Origin of the sequence: Glycomyces amatae (genome assembly GCF_020991375.1) — a bacterium.
GTDB classification, from domain to species: Bacteria; Actinomycetota; Actinomycetes; order Mycobacteriales; family Micromonosporaceae; genus Glycomyces; species Glycomyces amatae.
The window spans coordinates 23,727-40,594 of the sequence record NZ_JAJLQZ010000033.1 but is presented as its reverse complement, the minus strand read 5'-3'; the positions used below and the strand labels follow the sequence as shown (position 1 = coordinate 40,594).

Annotated in this window: 17 protein-coding genes; 6 read left to right on the top strand and 11 right to left on the bottom strand. The window is 73.9% G+C overall.

The features are described from left to right. Nucleotides 1-460: 460 nt before the first annotated feature. Nucleotides 461-1,237, bottom strand: coding sequence for an alpha/beta fold hydrolase (locus LO763_RS26990; RefSeq protein WP_230791203.1), 777 nt, complete (start codon nt 1,235-1,237; stop codon nt 461-463). Nucleotides 1,238-1,294: 57 nt separating this feature from the next. On the opposite strand from LO763_RS26990, the gene LO763_RS26985 reads away from it, so the two are divergent. After that, on the top strand, nt 1,295-1,750 hold the full coding sequence (locus tag LO763_RS26985; protein ID WP_230791202.1) for a MarR family winged helix-turn-helix transcriptional regulator: 456 nt from the start codon (nt 1,295-1,297) through the stop codon (nt 1,748-1,750). Nucleotides 1,751-1,752: 2 nt separating this feature from the next. On the opposite strand, the gene LO763_RS26980 is transcribed toward LO763_RS26985, so the two are convergent. The 5 genes from LO763_RS26980 to LO763_RS26960 form a co-directional block, all read right to left on the bottom strand. Continuing rightward, nucleotides 1,753-2,988 carry an endo-1,4-beta-xylanase gene (locus tag LO763_RS26980; RefSeq protein WP_230791200.1) on the bottom strand — a complete coding sequence of 412 codons (1,236 nt, stop codon included), beginning with the start codon at nt 2,986-2,988 and terminating at the stop codon, nt 1,753-1,755. A 79-nt stretch (nt 2,989-3,067) separates the two neighbouring features. Then, nucleotides 3,068-3,673: a response regulator transcription factor gene (locus LO763_RS26975; protein WP_230791197.1), complete on the bottom strand. Its 606-nt coding sequence runs from the start codon at nt 3,671-3,673 to the stop codon at nt 3,068-3,070. Beyond that, a complete protein-coding gene (locus tag LO763_RS26970; protein WP_230791195.1) occupies nt 3,670-4,803 on the bottom strand; it encodes a sensor histidine kinase in 1,134 nt (377 codons plus the stop codon). The genes LO763_RS26975 and LO763_RS26970 overlap by 4 nt, the downstream gene beginning before the upstream one ends. 25 nt (nt 4,804-4,828) lie before the next feature. Beyond that, complete coding sequence (locus LO763_RS26965; protein WP_230791194.1) at nt 4,829-5,569, bottom strand: ABC transporter permease; 741 nt, start codon at nt 5,567-5,569, stop codon at nt 4,829-4,831. Further along, nucleotides 5,566-6,480, bottom strand: coding sequence for an ABC transporter ATP-binding protein (locus LO763_RS26960; protein WP_230791193.1), 915 nt, complete (start codon nt 6,478-6,480; stop codon nt 5,566-5,568). The genes LO763_RS26965 and LO763_RS26960 overlap by 4 nt, the downstream gene beginning before the upstream one ends. A gap of 200 nt (nt 6,481-6,680) precedes the next feature. On the opposite strand from LO763_RS26960, the gene LO763_RS26955 reads away from it, so the two are divergent. The 5 genes from LO763_RS26955 to LO763_RS26935 all read left to right on the top strand — a co-directional run bounded on the left by LO763_RS26955 (nt 6,681) and on the right by LO763_RS26935 (nt 11,191). Next, the gene (locus tag LO763_RS26955) at nt 6,681-7,211 is read left to right on the top strand and encodes a general stress protein (protein ID WP_230791191.1); all 531 of its coding nucleotides are present in this window, start codon (nt 6,681-6,683) and stop codon (nt 7,209-7,211) included. Nucleotides 7,212-7,419: 208 nt separating this feature from the next. Continuing rightward, complete coding sequence (locus LO763_RS26950) at nt 7,420-8,415, top strand: LacI family DNA-binding transcriptional regulator (RefSeq protein WP_230791189.1); 996 nt, start codon at nt 7,420-7,422, stop codon at nt 8,413-8,415. Continuing rightward, the gene (locus LO763_RS26945) at nt 8,412-9,380 is read left to right on the top strand and encodes a ribokinase (RefSeq protein ID WP_230791187.1); all 969 of its coding nucleotides are present in this window, start codon (nt 8,412-8,414) and stop codon (nt 9,378-9,380) included. The genes LO763_RS26950 and LO763_RS26945 overlap by 4 nt, the downstream gene beginning before the upstream one ends. Then, complete coding sequence (locus tag LO763_RS26940) at nt 9,377-9,832, top strand: RpiB/LacA/LacB family sugar-phosphate isomerase (protein ID WP_230791184.1); 456 nt, start codon at nt 9,377-9,379, stop codon at nt 9,830-9,832. The genes LO763_RS26945 and LO763_RS26940 overlap by 4 nt, the downstream gene beginning before the upstream one ends. A gap of 30 nt (nt 9,833-9,862) precedes the next feature. After that, nucleotides 9,863-11,191 (top strand): MFS transporter, encoded by a 1,329-nt coding sequence (locus LO763_RS26935; protein WP_230791181.1) that lies wholly within the window; start codon nt 9,863-9,865, stop codon nt 11,189-11,191. 53 nt (nt 11,192-11,244) lie between these two features. On the opposite strand, the gene LO763_RS26930 is transcribed toward LO763_RS26935, so the two are convergent. The 5 genes from LO763_RS26930 to LO763_RS26910 are packed head-to-tail and all read right to left on the bottom strand — an operon-like array spanning nt 11,245 to nt 16,846. Further along, on the bottom strand, nt 11,245-12,102 hold the full coding sequence (locus tag LO763_RS26930) for an anchored repeat-type ABC transporter permease subunit (RefSeq protein ID WP_230791176.1): 858 nt from the start codon (nt 12,100-12,102) through the stop codon (nt 11,245-11,247). Further along, the gene (locus LO763_RS26925; protein ID WP_230791175.1) at nt 12,099-12,833 is read right to left on the bottom strand and encodes an anchored repeat-type ABC transporter ATP-binding subunit; all 735 of its coding nucleotides are present in this window, start codon (nt 12,831-12,833) and stop codon (nt 12,099-12,101) included. The genes LO763_RS26930 and LO763_RS26925 overlap by 4 nt, the downstream gene beginning before the upstream one ends. Next, on the bottom strand, nt 12,823-14,238 hold the full coding sequence (locus LO763_RS26920) for a TIGR03773 family transporter-associated surface protein (RefSeq protein ID WP_230791173.1): 1,416 nt from the start codon (nt 14,236-14,238) through the stop codon (nt 12,823-12,825). Before LO763_RS26920 ends, LO763_RS26925 begins: the two co-directional genes overlap by 11 nt. After that, nucleotides 14,235-15,734, bottom strand: a complete 1,500-nt coding sequence (locus tag LO763_RS26915) for an anchored repeat ABC transporter, substrate-binding protein (protein WP_230791172.1) — start codon at nt 15,732-15,734, stop codon at nt 14,235-14,237. Before LO763_RS26915 ends, LO763_RS26920 begins: the two co-directional genes overlap by 4 nt. Then, nucleotides 15,731-16,846, bottom strand: coding sequence for a WxL protein peptidoglycan domain-containing protein (locus LO763_RS26910; RefSeq protein WP_230791170.1), 1,116 nt, complete (start codon nt 16,844-16,846; stop codon nt 15,731-15,733). Before LO763_RS26910 ends, LO763_RS26915 begins: the two co-directional genes overlap by 4 nt. Nucleotides 16,847-16,868: the final 22 nt, after the last annotated feature.

Below are 16,868 nucleotides of genomic sequence, written 5' to 3'. Positions count from 1 at the left end.
GGCGGCAACACCCACACGGGTAGAGAACCCTCACGTTTCCACCGGTGCCCCTGCACCGCAACAACACCGACCACCAGATCCACAATGGCGCCCCCCCCCCCCCGCCCCCCACGACTCCGGGCCCGCCAACCGACCCCAGCCCTCCACACACCCCTTCGTCGCCGCCGCCCTGACCACCACCCCCGCACCACCGGCAACCGACCACCCCACCCCGGCGACACCCCACCCCTCCATCGCCGCCGCCCTCAGCTCGAACCCCGACAGCCCGAACTCGCGCACCCACATCAATCCGGCACGCGCCTTCTCGCCGCCTGAAGCCGACCCCGCCCCCTGCTCGCACCGGCTCCAGGCGCACGACCCCGACCGCTGAAAGACCGGACCCGCCGGCCTCCAGGGCTTCCGCACGCCTGCCTCCCACACGGACACGCCATGACCTGAACGGCATTGCGCCCAGGACCGGTCAGAGGATCGGGAGAAGCCGTTCCAGCACCGCATTGAAGGCCTCGGAACGCTCCAGGTTCGGGTAGTGGGCGGCGTCGTCGATGGCGGTCACCGTGCCGGTGCCGACGATGCGGACGAGCCTCTCGGCCATGGCGAGGTGGTCGGGCGAGTCCGCCGCTCCGTTGACCGCGTGGACCGGGACGGTGATCCGCTCCGCGCGGATCCAGGTGTCCGGCACCGGGACCGACCAGTCCGGCTCGCCGAGCGAGTGCTTGGCGAACGTCTCCTTCGTCATCGTCATGAGGCGGTGCACGACCTCGGGGTCGAGGTCGTCGAGGCGGCGGTGCGGGCCCGCGGCGAAGCGCGTGAACGCGACGGCCGCGGCGTCGGTCTCCCCGGCGGCCATGGCGCCGGTCCACTCGGCGAGCACGGCGGTGGTCCACGGGTCCTCGAAGTGCGGTTCGCTGGTGCCCGCGCCGCTCACCACGACGGCGGCGACCAGGTCGGGGTGCTCCAGCGCGGTGTCGACCGCGGTGGCCGCGCCCATGGAGACGCCGACGAGGACCGCGGGTCCGGTCCCCAGGCGCCGCAGGAGCGCGGCGAGGTCGTCGGCGTGGCGGAACGGCGCGGTCGCGTTGGCGGACCGACCGTGTCCGCGGGCGTCGGGTGCGATGACGCGGTACCGGTCGGCGAAGGCGGGGACCTGGTCGTCCCACATCCGGTGGTCGAGGAAGCCGCCGTGGAGGAGCACGAGCGGGCGCCCGGTGCCGGTCTCGGTCCAGAACTGATCACTCATGACACCTAAGGTGTCATATTCTCGCGAGAATGACAACCTGGATGTCATAATCGGTGAATGAACAGCGCAGACAGCGACCTGCCCGCCCGCCTCACCGCCGTGTTCGACCTGGTCGGGCCGCTCTACCGGCGGTCGTACCGCCGGGTCGAGCAGGACGCCGCCGAGTTCGGGCTCACCGTCGGGGTCCGGGCCGTCATGGTCATGCTCCACGCCGAGGGGCCGATGACCGTGCCGCAGCTGGGGCGCGCCCAGTCGTTCAGCCGGCAGTTCGTGCAGCGCACCGTCAACGAGGCCGCCGAGGGCGGCCTGGTCGAGGCCGTGCCCAACCCCGCCCACAAGCGCTCGTCGCTCATCGGGCTCACGCCCAAGGGCGCGAAGGCGATCGCGGCGCTGCTGGAGCGGGAGCGCGCGGCGCTGCGCGAGCTCGGGGCGGGACTGGACGCCGCCGACGTCGACGCCTGCCGCGCGGTGCTGTCGCACCTGGTGCGCGGGCTGGACGCCGACGTCGGCTGAGCTCAGCCGAGTTCGAGCGTGAGCCGCTGCTCCCCCGCGGCGTCGAGGGCGAACCCGACCTCCCGGTCCCGCCAGGTGATCGCGTAGTCGCCCAGGAAGCCGTCGCAGCGCAGGCGGCCCTCGGCGTCGGTGGCGGTCTTGGTCGCGGGCAGGCCCCACTCCTCGTTGACCAGGCGGTGGAGGCGGTCGTACGAGGGCTTGGGGGTGCCGTCGGCCCGGACGAGGCCGCCCGGGGCGTTCAACCACATGCCCGCGTCGCCCATGCCCCAGTAGGTGATCGCCTCGACCGAGGGGTGGGACACGAGGGTCCGGTAGTGGCGCTCGATCTCGTCGGCCTGGCGCGCTTCGCCTTCGGGCGTGCTCGGCCACGAGTCGACCTGGTGGTCGTTGAGGTCGACGATCTCCGGCGGCATGATCTCCCCGGAGACGATGGTGGTCTCGGTGAAGTGGATCGGCAGCCCGTAGCGGGAGAACCGGTCGAGGATCGCGAGGGTCTTCTCCTCGCCCCAGTAGCCCTGGTGCATGTGGCTCTGGAGGCCGAGGGCGTCGATCCGGACGCCCGCCTCCAGCACGCCCTCGATGAGGCATTCGAAGGCGGCGGACATGTCGAAGTCGTTGAGCAGCAGGACGGCGTTCGGGTTGGCCTCGCGAGCGGCGTCGAAGACCATGCGCACCATGGGGATGCGCCCGATGTCGCGGCACAGGCGGGTGATGCCGTTGTCGTACTTGTCGAAGATCGGCATGATGACGACCTCGTTGATCACGTCCCAGGTGTCGATCACCCCGGCGAACGCGCTCGTCTCGCGGCGGATGCGGTCGGTCTGGACCTCGGCGATCGCGGCGTTGTCGAGGTCGAGCAGCCACGGGGCGGTGACGGTGTGCCAGGCCAGGGGGTGGCCCTTGACGGTGTGGCCGCGGCCGGTCAGCCACTCGGCGGCCGTCAGGAGGCGGTCGGTGTCCGGTTTGCCGCGCTCGGGTTCGAAGCGGCCCCAGTAGAACGGCAGGGTCGCGAAGTTGAACAGGCCCTCCCAGAGTTCGAGCGTCCGCTCGTCGCGCTCGGGCTGCGCCGAGGTCCCGCTCGCGTAGTCGAGGAACTCGAAGCCGGTGCAGCCGAACAGGAACCGGTGCTTCACCTGGCGCAGCTCGACTTCGGCGCCGGCGAGCGGCTCGCCGTCGAGCGTCAGCGTGATCTCGGCGTTCGCGGCGCGGTGGCGGCGGACATCGGAAGTTTCGGTCATGACATCAGCACTTTCATGGAAGTTTCGAGGCGTGCCGATATTCCAGCAGGCGCGCGACCTCCCGTCAAGGGCCGGAGGGTCAGAGCCAGCCGCGCTCGTCGGCCAGCCGGGCCGCTTCGGCCCGGTTGCGGGCCCCGAGCTTGCCGATGGCCGTGGACAGGTGGTTGCGCACGGTCCCCTCGGTGAGGTGCAGCGCGGCGGCCATGTCGGCGGCCGTCCCGCCGCCCAGGGCCAGGCGCAGGACCTCGCGCTCGCGGGCGGTGAGGGGGCCCTCCCCGGTGGCGAGGGACTCGGCGGCCAGCGCCGGGTCGACCACGCGGAGTCCGCCGTGGACTCTGCGGACGGCCTCGACGAGCTGCTCGGGCGGGGCGTCCTTGACGACGAACCCGACCGCTCCGGCGGTCATGGCCCGCGCGAGGTAGCCGGGGCGCCCGAACGTGGTACAGATGACGACCCGGCAGCCGGGCCGGGCGCGGCGCAGCTCGGCCGCGACCTGGAGGCCGTCCTTGCCGGGCATCTGGACGTCGAGGAGCGCCACGTCGGGCGCGGTCCTCGCGGCGGCGGCGAGCACCTCGTCGCCGGAGCCGACCTGGGCGACGACCTCGATGTCGGGTTCGAGGCCGAGGACGGTGGCGAGGGCGCCGCGTACCATCGCCTGGTCGTCGGCCAGCAGGACTCTGATCACGGGACCTCCGCTCGCACGGTGAAGCCGCCCTCGGGCGCGGGGCCGGCGTCGAGGGCGCCGCCGACGCCTTCGAGGCGTTCGGCGAGCCCCCGCAGACCGGTGCCGGTCGTGCCGCGGGTGGCGCCGCGGCCGTCGTCGGCGACGGTGATCCAGTTGCGGCCCAACCGGATGCGGACGACGCTCGCGCCGGAGTGGCGGAGCGCGTTGGTGACGGCCTCGCGGACGACGTAGCCGAAGGCCGAGTGGAGCGCGGGGTCGACGTCGTCGACCGCCCGGGGCAGGTCGGCGTCGATGTCGGCGGCGCGCAGGGCCGCCCGCGCCCCGGCGAGCTCCCCGGCGAGGGAGACCTCCCGGTACTCCGAGACGGTGGCGCGCACGTCCGACAGGGCCGAGCGGGACAGGGCCTCGACGTCGCGGATCTCCTCGACGGCGCGGGCCTCGCCCTGCCCGGTCTCGAGCAGGCGCCGGGCGGCGCCGGCCTTGACGGTGATGGTGGTCAGGCTGTGGCCGAGGATGTCGTGCAGGTCGCGGGCGAGTCGTTCGCGCTCGGCGCCGACGGCGAGGGCGGCGATGGTCGCGTTGGCCTCCCGCAGGCTGCGGACGGTGCGGATGAGCCGGACCACGAAGAACAGGGTGGTGGTGATGCCGAACATCGCCCACAGGTCGCTGTAGCCGTAGCCGCCGCCGATGCCGTCGTTGAGGCCGAGCGCCTCCAGGACGGCGAGGGCCGCCACGGTCCCGCCCGCGAGGACGAGCGTCCACCCCAGCGGCAGGCCCATCGCGATCGGGATGATCGCGAACAGCAGTCCGTAGACGCCCCCGGTGTTGTTCCACGCGAACAGGGTCCAGCCGAGGGCGAGGACGAGCGCGCCGAAGGCGAGCCGCCATCGGATGTCGGGCACCGCGACCGCCCAGGGGAAGACCAGGTAGCAGGCGGAGTAGGCCAGGACGACGGCCAGGGCGGACCAGTCGCGGTCGCCGATCGCTCCGGCGGCCACCAGGGTCGAGAACGGGGCGAGGAACACCAGGCCCATGAGGATCCACCGCCACCGGGTCCTCCCGGCGAACGGGCCGCCGGAGTCGTCGTTCCACCAGCCCGCGCGGGTGCCGTTCGCGTTCGGGACGGACATGGTTCGCCTCTCGCCTCTCGCCGGGTCAGGCCCGGGCCGAGTCCTTACGGTATCTCCAGACGACGAGCGTCCCCAGGACGATCGTCCAGGCCGCGAGCACCAGCGCGGTCAGGCCGAGGCTCCGGGAGAGGTCGCCGGTGACGGCGCCGCGGCCCAGCTGCGTGAGCCAGTAGCTCGGCAGGACCGGGGCGAGCTGCTGCATCCAACTCGGCATGGCGTCCACCGGGATCCACATCCCGCCGAGGAAGCCCATGACGAGGGTGATGCCCATGTTGAGCGGCTGGAGCGTGTCGGGCCGGGCGAGCTGGCCGACGAGCAGGCCCAGCAGCACGAACGGGATCGCGCCGAGCCAGGTGCCGAGGAGGATGCGCGCCCACTGGGCCGCGTCGAGGCTCACGCCGTTCGCGAGGGCCGCGATCACGGGGACGGCCACGAGCACCGGCACGCCCAGGAGCAGCCCCGTCAGGCTCTTGCCGAGCATGTAGCCGCGGCCGGTGAGCGGCGTCAGGCGCAGCTGCCGCTGCCAGCCCGCGGCCCGCTCGGTCGCCAGGCGCCCGCCGTTGGACGTCGCGGCGAAGAACACGCCGAAGGCGAGCATGTTCACCATGATGATCGCGGTGGCGGTGGCCGCGTCCGGGTCCTTGTCGGTGACGAACACGTTGGTCTGGATGAGGAACAGGAAGACCGGGAACGCGAACGCGAAGATCATGAAGCGCGGGTTGCGCAGGGACCGTTTGAGTTCGATGCGGGTGTAGGTGAGGTTCATCGGGCGGTCTCCGTTTCGGCGGTGAGGGCGAGGAAGGCGGATTCGAGCCCGGCGGCCGTGATCTCGATGTCGCGGGCGGCGGGGAAGCGGTGGAGCAGGGCCCGCAGCGTCGCGTCCGAGTCGGCGCTGGCGATCTCGGCGCGGCCGTCGCGGAACTCGCAGCCGGTCACGGCGGGCAGGGACCGGAGCGCGGCTTCGCCGGCGTCGGGGAGGGCGGCGCGGATGACGCGCCCGCCGGCGAGGGCCCGGATCTCGGCGACCGAGCCGTCGGCGGCGACGCGGCCGCCGGTCACGAGGACCACGCGGTCGGCGTACTCCTCGGCCTCTTCGAGGTAGTGGGTGGCGAACAGGACGGTGCGGCCGGTCGTGGTGTCCTCGTACATGGCCTTCCAGAAGTCCCGGCGGGTGGCGGGGTCCATCGCGGCGGTCGGCTCGTCGAGGACGAGCAGGTCGGGGTCGGAGACGAGCGCGACGGCGAAGCGCACGCGCTGGGACTGGCCGCCGGAGAGCCGGCCGGCGCGGCGTCCTGCCAGGTCCTCGGCGCCGGCGCGGCGCAGGGCCCGCTCGACGGGGATCGGGCGCTTGTGGAGGGAGGCCACGAGCCGGACGGTCTCGAGGACGGTGAGGTCGTCCAGGAGCGTCCCGTTCTGGAGCATCGCGCCGATCACGCCTTCGCGGGCGGCGTCGGCGGGGGTGCGGCCGAAGACGCGGACCCGTCCGGCGTCGGGGGTGGTGAGCCCGAGGATCATGTCGATCGCGGTGGATTTCCCGGCGCCGTTGGGGCCGAGGAGGGCCACGACTTCGCCGGGGCGGATCTCGAGGTCGATCCCGTCGACGGCAGCGACCGCGCCGTAGTGCTTCCGCAAGCCGCGCAAGGCGACCGCGGCGGGGGTGGTGGTGGTTTCGCTCATGGGGAAAGCATCGCCCTGCTCGGGCCGGGACGCCTCGACCGCGCGTCACGACCTGCCCCTGACGAATGTCACGGGTGGCCGCGGGGCGAAACGGGTCGCTCCGGCGGTTTCCGCGGGCGCGGAGCGGGAAGCCCTCGGGGGCGAGGACCACATGGGACAAGCGCATGGGGCGAGCGCATGGGACAAGGGGAGGACGCGCTATGGAGCGATCAGAGTACGAGCACGTCGAAGGCGGCGCGGGCGGCGCCGGGCAGATCGCGGTCGGCTCCTACGGCGGTTACGCCGAGGCCGAGCGGGTCGTGGACTACCTGTCCGACCGCCAGTTCCCGGTGGAGCGGATCGCGATCGTGGGGCAGGGACTGCGGAGCGTGGAGCAGGTGACCGGGCGGCTGACCATGTGGAGCGCCGCCGGGAGGTCGGCGGTCTCGGGCGCGGTGCTCGGCGCGCTGTTCGGATGGATCTTCGGGCTGCTCGGCTGGGTCGACCCGTTGATCGCGGGGCTGCTGCTGGCGCTGTACGGCGCGGTCTTCGGCGCGGTCGTGGGCGGCGTCGCGGGCCTGGTGGCCCACGCCCTGACGGGCGGGCGCCGGGACTTCTCGTCGGTCGGGAGCCTCCAGGCGAACAGCTACGACGTGTTCGTGGAGGCGGCGTACGCCGCCGAGGCGATCGAGCTGCTCGAGGCGGCGGACGCGCCGGGGCGCGGCGCGGACCGGGCCGCGCCCGCGGACTGAACCGCGGAGCAGTGCCGGGGCCGGGATCGTTCGATCCCGGCCCCGCGGCTCGCTTCCTGCGGGTTCGCTGTAGAGAAGCGTCGGGGGCCGGGGCGGTTCGGCGGGGCGGGCGCTCGTTCGGTTGCGTTCGGCGGTGGCCGGTGTTACGGTGGAAACGTTTCCGTCATGGAATCGTTTCCATGAGCGTTCACAGCGAGGTGAGGCAGACTTGGCCACGATCAAAGACGTCGCGGCGCGCGCCGGGGTCGCCGTCGGCACCGCGTCCCGCGTCCTCAGCGGCAGCCCGCAGACGTCCGCCGACTCCCGCAGCCGCGTCCTGGCCGCCGCCCGCGAGCTCGGCTACATCGCGCACGGCCCGGCCCGCTCCCTGCGCCGCGCCCGCACCGACGTCCTGGGGCTGCTCGTCTCGGACATCCGCAGCCCGTTCTTCTCCGAGCTCGCCCACGCGGCCGAGCAGGAGGCGCGCGCCCGGGGGTACACCCTGCTCCTCGCCAACGCCAACGAGGACGCCGAGCAGGCCGACGCCGTGCTCGACGCCTTCGCGTCCCAGCGCATCGACGGGCTCCTGCTGTCCCCCCAGGGCCCCCGGACCCCCCGCCTGGAGGCCCTGCTCGCCGCGAAGCTGCCGATCGTCCTGCTCAACCGGGCGATCGAGGGCGTCGACGCGCCGCTCTACGGGACCGACAACGCCGGGGGCGTCGCCCAGGCGCTCGCGTGGCTCCAGCGCCGCGGGCACCGCGATGTCGCCTTCATCGGCGGCCCCGAGGGCTTCTCGACCGGCGCCGAGCGGCACGACGCCTACCTGGCCGGGCGCGAGGCGCACGGCATCAGCACCGACGACGCGCTGATCGACGCGGGCGACTTCCTCGCGGACGGCGCCGCCGAGGCCATGCTGCGCGTCCTCGACCGCGGCGTGCGGCCCACCGCCGTGTTCGGCGCCAACAACCAGACCACGCTCGGCGCCATGCGGGCCATGCGCGAGCGCCTCGGCGCCGAGGCGGCCTCGCGGATCGAGGTCGTCTCCTTCGACGACGTCGAGTGGTTCGCGTTCACCTCGCCGCCGGTCAGCGCCGTCCGCAACGACGCGCCCGCGATCGGCCGCGCCGGGGTGCGGGGCCTGCTCGACCTCATCGACGGCGGCACCGCGGCCTCGCAGCGCATCGCCACCTCGTTCGTCGACCGTTCGGAAGGGGGCCGGGCATGAGCGCCGACGCAGGTTCCGGGCGCCCGGGGACGAACGTGCTGGTGGTCGGCAGCGTCAACATCGACGACGCCGTGCGGGTGCCGCGGTTCCCCGGCCCCGGCGAGACCCTGAGCGCGTCCGCATCGGACACCGCGCTGGGCGGCAAGGGCGCGAACCAGGCCGTGGCCGCCGCGCGCGCCGGAGCGTCGGTGCGGATGGTCGGCGCGGTCGGCGAGCGGGACGGTTCCGCGATGCTCGCCGCGCTCGAGGCCGACGGCATCGAGACGGACGGCATCGCGCGCCTGGAGGACACGCCGTCCGGCCGCGCCTTCGTGTTCATCGACGACGCCGCCGAGAACTCGATCGTCATCGTCCCCGGCGCGAACCGCGCGATCCCCGAAGCGGCCGTGCGGGAGGCGTGCCGGGCGCTCGGACCGGGCGACGTCCTGCTGCTCCAGAACGAGATCCCCGCGGCCGTCTCGCGGCTGGCCGCGGGCCTGGCCCGCGGCGCGGGCGCCCTCGTCGTCTGGAACGCCGCCCCCGCGCCGGTCTCGGCCGAGGAGCTGGTCCCCGACGCGGACCTGCTCGTGGTGAACGAGCACGAACTGGCGAGCCTGGCCGCGCTGCACGGCGTCGCCGAGGCGGACGTCGACGGGCTCATGGCCGGGCTCGCGCGGGCGGCGGGCGCCGACGTCATCTGCACGCTCGGCGCCGCGGGGGCGGCCTACGGCGTCGCGGGCGGGACGGGCCGCGCGGCGGCCCGCCCGGTGGAGGCCGTCGACACCACCGCGGCGGGCGACACCTTCGCGGGCTACTTCGCGGCCCTGTCCGACCTGCCGCTGCCCGACCGGCTCCGGCACGCCCTCGACGCCGCGTCGCTCGCGGTCACCAGGCCCGGCGCCTCGCCGTCCGTCCCGCGCCGGCCCGAAGTCGAACTCCTCGCCCGCACCCCGTTCGACACCACCGAAAGGAACACCGCCCGATGAGAATCGCGCTCGGCGCCGACCACGCCGGATTCCCCATGAAGGACACCGTCCGGGCCGTCATCGAGTCCCTCGGCCACGAGGTCCTCGACTGCGGCACCGACAGCGCCGACCCGGTCGACTTCCCCGACATCACGCGGGCGACCTGCCTGCCGGTGGCCGAGGGCCGGGCGGACCGCGCCGTCCTCGTCTGCGGGACCGGCCAGGGCGCCGTCATGGCCGCCAACAAGCTGCCCGGCATCCGCTGCGGGCTCGCCCACGAGCCGTACTCGGCCCACCAGGCCGTCGAGCACGACGACGCGAACGCCATCGCCATGGGCGCGTGGCTCGTGCCGCACGCGCTCGTCCCGGACATCGTGCGCGAGTTCCTCGGCGCCGTCTTCGACGACGACGAGGACACCCGGCGCCGCGTCGCCAAGCTCAACGCCCTCGACAAGTCCGCCCCGGCGGACTGAGACCGCCCGTCCCGATCAAAGGAGATCCCCATGTCCCCCACGGCCACTGAGACCATACGCAGCCCTCTGGGCTCGAAGGACCGCGTCAAGACCGCCTTCGCCGCGGCGCTCGGCACGAGCGTCGAGAACTACGACTTCATCGCCTACGGCACGGCGGCGGCGCTGTACTTCGGCACCGTGTTCTTCCCGGCCGAGGACCCGCTGGTGAGCACCCTGCTGGCGTTCGCGACGCTGGCGGTCGGGTTCGTCATGCGCCCGCTCGGCGGCGCGATCGGCGGCTACCTCGGCGACCGGTACGGCCGCAAGCCCGTCCTGGTGGGCGCCATGATCGTCATGGGCGCCGCGACCTTCGCCATCGGCCTGATGCCGACGTACGCGCAGATCGGCGTGGCCGCGCCGATCATCCTCACCGTGATCCGCATGGTCCAGGGGCTCGCGTTCGGCGCCGAGTGGGGCGGCGCGATCACCATGGCCTACGAGCACGCGCCGTGGCACCGGCGCGGCATGTTCGCCGCGATCCCGCAGTCGGGCAACCCGCTGGGCATCGCCCTCGCCAGCGGCATGTTCGCCTGGAGCTCGACCCTCGAGGGCGACTGGCAGTGGCGCACGCCGTTCCTGTTCAGCGCCGTGCTCGTCCTCGTCGCGCTGTTCGTGCGCTCGCGGCTGTCCGAGTCGCCCGAGTTCCAGGAGGCGCAGGCGAGCGGGAAGACCGAGAAGAACCCGCTCCTGGCGACGCTGCGCGACGACTGGCGGGGCATCCTGCGCGTGATCGCGCTGCGCGTCGTGGAGTCCTTCGCGTACTACTCGACGGCGACGTACCTGCTCAACTACATCACCGAGCGGCAGCCGGAGCTGCGGTCGGTGGCCTTGGGCGCCATCACGGCCGCGAGCGTCACGGCGATCGCCGTGACGTTCCTGGCGGGCAGCCTCACCGACCGCATCGGCCGCCGCCCGATCTACATCGCCGGGTGCGTCGCGGCGGCCCTGTTCGCGTTCCCGATGTACCTGCTGACGAACCACGGCGAACCGGTGCTCGTGGTCGCGGTGTTCGTCATCGGCATCGGCCTCATCCACGCGGCCCTCACGGGCACGCAGGGGGCGCTGCTGACCGAGCAGTTCCGCACCGCGACGCGCACCTCGGGCGCCTCGCTCGGCTACCAGATCGCGGCGGCGCTGGGCGGGTTCGCGCCGCTCCTGGCGGCCGCCCTGGTCGGGGCGTTCGGCTGGCCCGGCGCGTCGCTGCTGTACCTGGGCGCGGCGCTGGTCGGCCTGGTCGGCATCCTGGTGACGAAGGAGACCTGGGGCCGGGCCGAGCGCGAGCGCGTGAACGCGCTCGTCGCGGCCGCCCGCCGCGGCTGATCCGCGCGACGGCGCGCCGGTACTCCAGAGTGGAGTACCGGCGCGCCGTTCGCTCAGGCGCGGGCCGCGGTGCGGCGCCTCGTCCAGCGGGCGACGAGGCCGTGGCGGGGCGCGAGCAGCCAGGCCAGGAGGAACACGCCGGTGATCACCAGGACGATGAGGCCACCGGCGGCGAGGTCGTAGTAGAAGGATAGATAGAGGCCGGCCACCGCCCCGAAGGCGGCCACCGCGCACCCGGCCAGGACCATCGGGCCGAGCCGGTCGGTGACCAGCCGCGCCGCGGCGGCCGGGGTCACCAGGAGGGCGAGGACGAGGATGTTCCCGACGGCCTGGAGCGCGATCACGATCGCGACGGTGACCATGACGTAGAGGGCGATGTCGAGCGCGAGGACCGGCAGGCCCGAGGCCCGCGCGGTCTCCCGGTCGAGGCTGACGGCGACGAGCTGGCGGCGCAGCAGGAACGTCGCGGCCACGAGCACCGCGCCCACGGCGCCGACCAGGGCCACGTCCTCGTCGCCGAGGGCGAGGATCTGCCCGAACAGGAACGAGGCGAGGTCCCCGGTGTAGGACTCCTGCGTGGAGACGACCACGATCCCCAGGCCGAACGCGGCGGCCCAGAAGATCCCGATCACGGTGTCCTCCTTGAGCCTCCGGGTCTGGCTGATGAGGACGATCGCCAGCGCGGTCGCCACGCCCGCGACCGCCCCGGAGAGGGTCAGGTTGACGTGCAGGACGAAGCCGACCGCGACGCCGGGGAAGACCGCGTGCGCGACGGCGTCGCCGATGAAGGCCATGCCGCGCAGGACCACGAAGGCGCCCACGGCGACGCACACGACGGCGGACATGACGGCGACCGCGAAGGCGCGCTGCATGAACGCGTGGGTCCAGGGTTCGGCGAGCCACTCGATCACGGGGCCTCCGTCCCGGCGAGGAGCGCCTTGAGCTCGCCCGAGGCGGCGACGCCGAAGGCGCGCAGCCACAGGTCGGGGTCGGTGAGGTCCGCGGGGGCGCCGTCGGCGACGACGGTGCGGTTGAGCAGGCAGATCCGCGTGCAGGTGGCGCGGGCCTGGGCGAGGTCGTGGGTGGTGGTGAGGATCGCGGTGCCCTCCTCGGCGAGCCGGGCCAGCAGGCCGGTCAGGAGTTCCTGCGTGGGGACGTCGACGCCGGTGAAGGGCTCGTCGAGCAGCAGGAGCCGGGGGCGGCGGGCGAGGGCGCGGGCGACGAGGACGCGCTGGCGCTGGCCGCCGGAGAGCTCGCCGACCGGGCGCCCCGCGAGGTCGGCGAGGCCGACGCGGTCGACGGCCTCGGCGGCGGCCTCGCGGTCGGCCCGGCCGGGCCTGCGGAACCAGCGGGTGCTGTTGCGGGCGTTGAGGACCGCGCCGTGGACGGTGATCGGGAAGTCCCAGGTGAACTCGTGCTTCTGCGGGACGTAGCCGGGGCGGCCGGCGCCGGTGGCGACGGTGCCCGCGTCGGGTCGGACGAGGCCGAGGACGGCCCGCAGGAGCGTGGTCTTGCCGGCGCCGTTGGGGCCGATGAGGCCGACGGTCTCGCCGGGGGCGACCGCGAGGTCGACGCCGTCGAGGACGGGTCGGCCGCCGAGGCTCACCGAGAGCGCTTCGATCCGGAGGCCGTCAGCTCGCATCGGCGTCCTCCGATGCGCGGCGCCTGCGGGTGGCGGCCATGATGACCGCGCCGGCGACGACGGCGAGGGCGGCGGCGCCCAGGCCCCACAGGAGCCAGCCGGTGCCGGTGGTGGGCAGGAAGCCGCCGTCGTCGCCGTCGTCGTCCTCGGTGGAGGACCGGTCGCCGGAGCCGCCGGTGCAGGCGTCGCCCGGGTCGGTGGCGTCGCCGACGGCGAGCTGGACCTCCGCGGTGTCGCTCACGGTCTCGCCGTCGGCGGTGGTGGCGGTGAACGCGACGGCGAGGCGGTAGACCCCGGCCTCGGTGAAGGCGAAGTTGCCGTGCGCGTGGGTGTTGCGGGGCACCGAGACGGTCTGCGGCAGGGCCTCGGCGGAGTCGAAGAGGACTTCGGCGCCGCCGAAGGCGCCGGTGAGGAAGAGGGTGAACGCGCCGGGGCCGTCGACGGCCTCGAGGTTCCACTCGACGGACCCGGGGACGCCGTCGACGACCGAGGGGTCCTGGGTGTTCCAGCCGGGCCAGACGATCCCGGAGGCCTGCGCCTGCGGGAGCATGTAGACCTCGTCGCCCGCGGCGCCGAGGAAGCCGTAGTCGCCTTCGGGGACGGTGAACAGGGCGGTGTCGGGGACCTGGAGGACCACGTCCTCCAGGTCGCGCCAGACGGACTCGGCGTCGCGGTCGTCGCGCAGCTGCACGGTCCACTCCCCGTCCACGAAGCGGGGGCCGATGTCGACGTGGCCGTCGGCGACGACCTCGCAGGAGGCCGCGGCCTGGGCGTTCCCGCCGGGGTCGGTGTCGGCGGCGGTGTCGGCGGCGAGCACCGCGGCCTCTTCGGCGGTGGCCTCCTCGGCGGTGAGGGAGTAGACGGCGGTGGCCGCGGCTCCGGCGGCCTGGGCGCGGGTGGCGACGGTGCCGCGGGCCGGGTCCGCTTCGCGGGCGCCCAGTTCGAGCCGGTACTCCCCCGGTTCGTCCACGGCGAGGACGACCACGGCGGTGGTGCCCGCCGCGAGGTCGAAGGTGCCGCCGTCCGCGGTGGAGGCGAGGGGTTCGGCCAGCCCGGGGCCGGTGAAGGTGTAGAGCCAGGCGTCGCCGGGGCCTTCGAGCTTGTCGAGCCCGAGGGTGAGGTCGCCCTCGACGGCGGAGGCGTCGAGGGTCGGGTAGGTCGCGCCGTCGACGGTGCCGGCCACCCACACGAGGTCGCCCGCGTCGCCGAGGAACGCGAAGTCCTCGCGCTCGGGCACGAGCGCGGGTGCGGTCGGCAGCTCGCCCGGGGCGGTGACCGCCAGGCCCGCGCCTTCGGGCGCGAACTCGGCGAGCCCCTCGGGCGCCTGGGCTTGGGCGGGGGCCGTCCACAGGCCGGTCGCGAGGACCGCGGCGGCGGCCGTGAGCAGGGGTCTGCGGTGTCTCATGAGGTGCCTCCCAGGCAGCGGCTCAGTTCGGCGGCGTTCTGCCGCATCATGTCCATATAGGTGGGTGATTCCGGCGGCAGGGCGTCGCCGTGCAGGGTGCACACCCGGACCCCCTGGTCCTCGGCGACCTGGCGCAGGACGTCGGCGCGGGCGCGGAGGTTCGGCTCGACGAACACGGCGCCGACGTCGAGGTCGGCGATGGTCTCGGTCAGCTGCTCGACCTGCTTGGCGCTGGGCTCGGCGGCCGGGTTGGGGACGACGAACCCGGCGATCTGCATCCCGTAGCGGTCGGCGAGGTAGCCGAAGGCGTCGTGGGTGGTGATGAGCTGGCGGTCCGCTTCGGGGATCGTGTCGATCGCGGCGGCCACCTCGGCGTCGAGCGCGTCGAGCTCGGCGAGGTAGGCGTCGCGGTTGGCCTCGTAGGTCCCGCGGCCCTCGGGGTCGACCTCGATGAGGGCGTTCGCGATGACCTCCACGTAGGCCTTGGCGTTGGCGACGTTCTGCCACAGGTGCGGGTCGATCTCGCCGTGGACGTGCTTGCCGAGGACGGCCTGCGGGAGCTGGTAGAGCTCCCGGCCCGGTTCGCCGAGGAACGCGAACGCCTCGGTGTCGGGGACCTGTTCGATGGAGCGGGTGGGGACGTCGACGACCACCTCGGCGGGGTCGAGGTCGCCGCGCTCGTCGTCGCGGACCACGAAGGCGCCGGTGTCGAGGTCGGCGGTGAGGTCGGTGTGGCCGTCGTCCAGGACGACCGCGCCCTCGCGGACGTCGCGGGGGTTGACGCCCACGGCGAAGGTGAACGCGGCCTCGCCGACCTCGGTGACGGCGCCGTCGTCGCGGGCCGTGGCGGCGGCGGTCAGCTCGTAGACGCCCGGTTCGGTGAAGGTCCAGTTCACGTGGGTGTGGGCTTCGGGCGGGAGGGTGATCACGTCGGACCCGTCCACGCCGTCGGCGGTGTTCCAGTAGATCTCGGGGGTGCCGAAGGCGTCGGTGAGGAACATGGCGGCCTCGCCGGGGCCGGTGGCGCCGGTGAGGCGGATGTCGATCTCGGCCGAGCGGGTCTCGGTCTCGCCGCGTACGCCGAAGCCGAGCCAGACCACGTCGAGGCCGACGTCCTCGACCAGCGGGATGAGCTTGGCGCCGTAGGGTTCGGCGTTCTCGGCGAGGGCGATGTTGGGGGCGTCCTCGGGGACGCCGGAGTCGAAGAGCTTGATGAGCGCGTGCTCTTCGAGCAGCAGGTGGTTGGTGAACGCGAGGTCGGCGCGGGCGACGGTGGCGGCGTCGTTCGGGCTGGGCTCGTAGGAGTGCGGGTCGCCGCCGGGAGGGACGATGCTCTCTACCTCGACGCGGTCGCCGCCGACGATCTCGGTCCAGTCCTTGATGATCTCGGTGGTGACGACGACCTGGAGCCCGTCGGCGCCGCCGGCGCCGGTGCAGGCGGCGAGGGCGAGCGGGAGGGCGGCGGCCAGCGCCGCGGCGGTCCGGTGGTGCCTCATGGTTCGGCGCGCTCCTTCGCGGGACGGTCGGTGTGCGCGGAGTCCTCCGCTTCGGACGGCGCCGGTCTCGGCTCGGCGGTGCCCTCGCCGTCGGCGTGCGCCGCCGCTTCCTCCGAGCCGGTGGAGATGGAGGACTCCTTGCGGCGCTTGCGTTTTCGCAGTTTCACGGCGGTCCAGACCAGCAGGGCGAGTGCCGCCGCGACGGCGGCCTGCGGCCAGGGCGGGGCCCACAGGGCGGTCTCGTCGCCGCGTGAGGGCAGCCGGGATTCGAGGTCGGCCGCGTCGACGGCCTCGGGCCGGACGATGAGCTCCACGTCGAGCCGGACGAGCGGCCACAGGCCGTCCACTTCGGCCGTGCCCTCGTAGCGGTCCCCCGGCAGGATCTGCGGGAGTTCGGCGACGACGACCTCCTCGGCGAGGAGGCCCCAGGGGCCGCCGATGCGGGCGACCAGTTCGCCGCGCAGGCGCACGTTGCCCGCGTTCTCGACGGTGTAGTCGAAGGAGGCCGATCCGGGCCCGGCCGGGTTCCACTCGTAGTGGTAGGCCGCCTCGTCCGCGTCGGGGACCAGGCTCGGGTCGAGTTCGCCGGAGACGCGCAGGTGGACGCGGGCGCCGACGCGGCGCTCCACGAGCACCTCGGCGCCGCTCGCGTCGGCGCCCTCCTCGGTCGCGGCGGCGACGATCCCGCCGACGTGGTCGCCGGGGGTGGCGTCGGCGGGGACGGTGAGCGCGAAGGGCACGTCGAGGCGGGTCTGGGGCGCGACGGTGAGCGTCTCCTCGTTGAAGCCGATCCAGGAGCCGACGTCGACCGGCTCCTGGTCGGCGGGCAGGAGGTCGAATGCGCCGGTGTCGGTGGTGTAGGCGTCGGAGGCGTAGAGCCGCAAGGTGATCGGTTCGGTGGAGAAGTTGGAGACGCCGACGAAGTCGATGACCGTGGCGCCGGGGTCGAGGGCGTAGTCGAAGGCGGCGCGGCCGTCGGGGCCGTCCTGGCCGGACGGGTTGACGCCCCAGGTGGCGGGCGCGGGCTCGGCCTCCTCTTGGGCGGCTGCGGGATCGGCGGCGAGCAGGGTCGCGAGCACTGCGGCGGTGGCGATCGGGAGGGCTCTTCTCACTGGGGTCTCTCGGTGGTGGCGG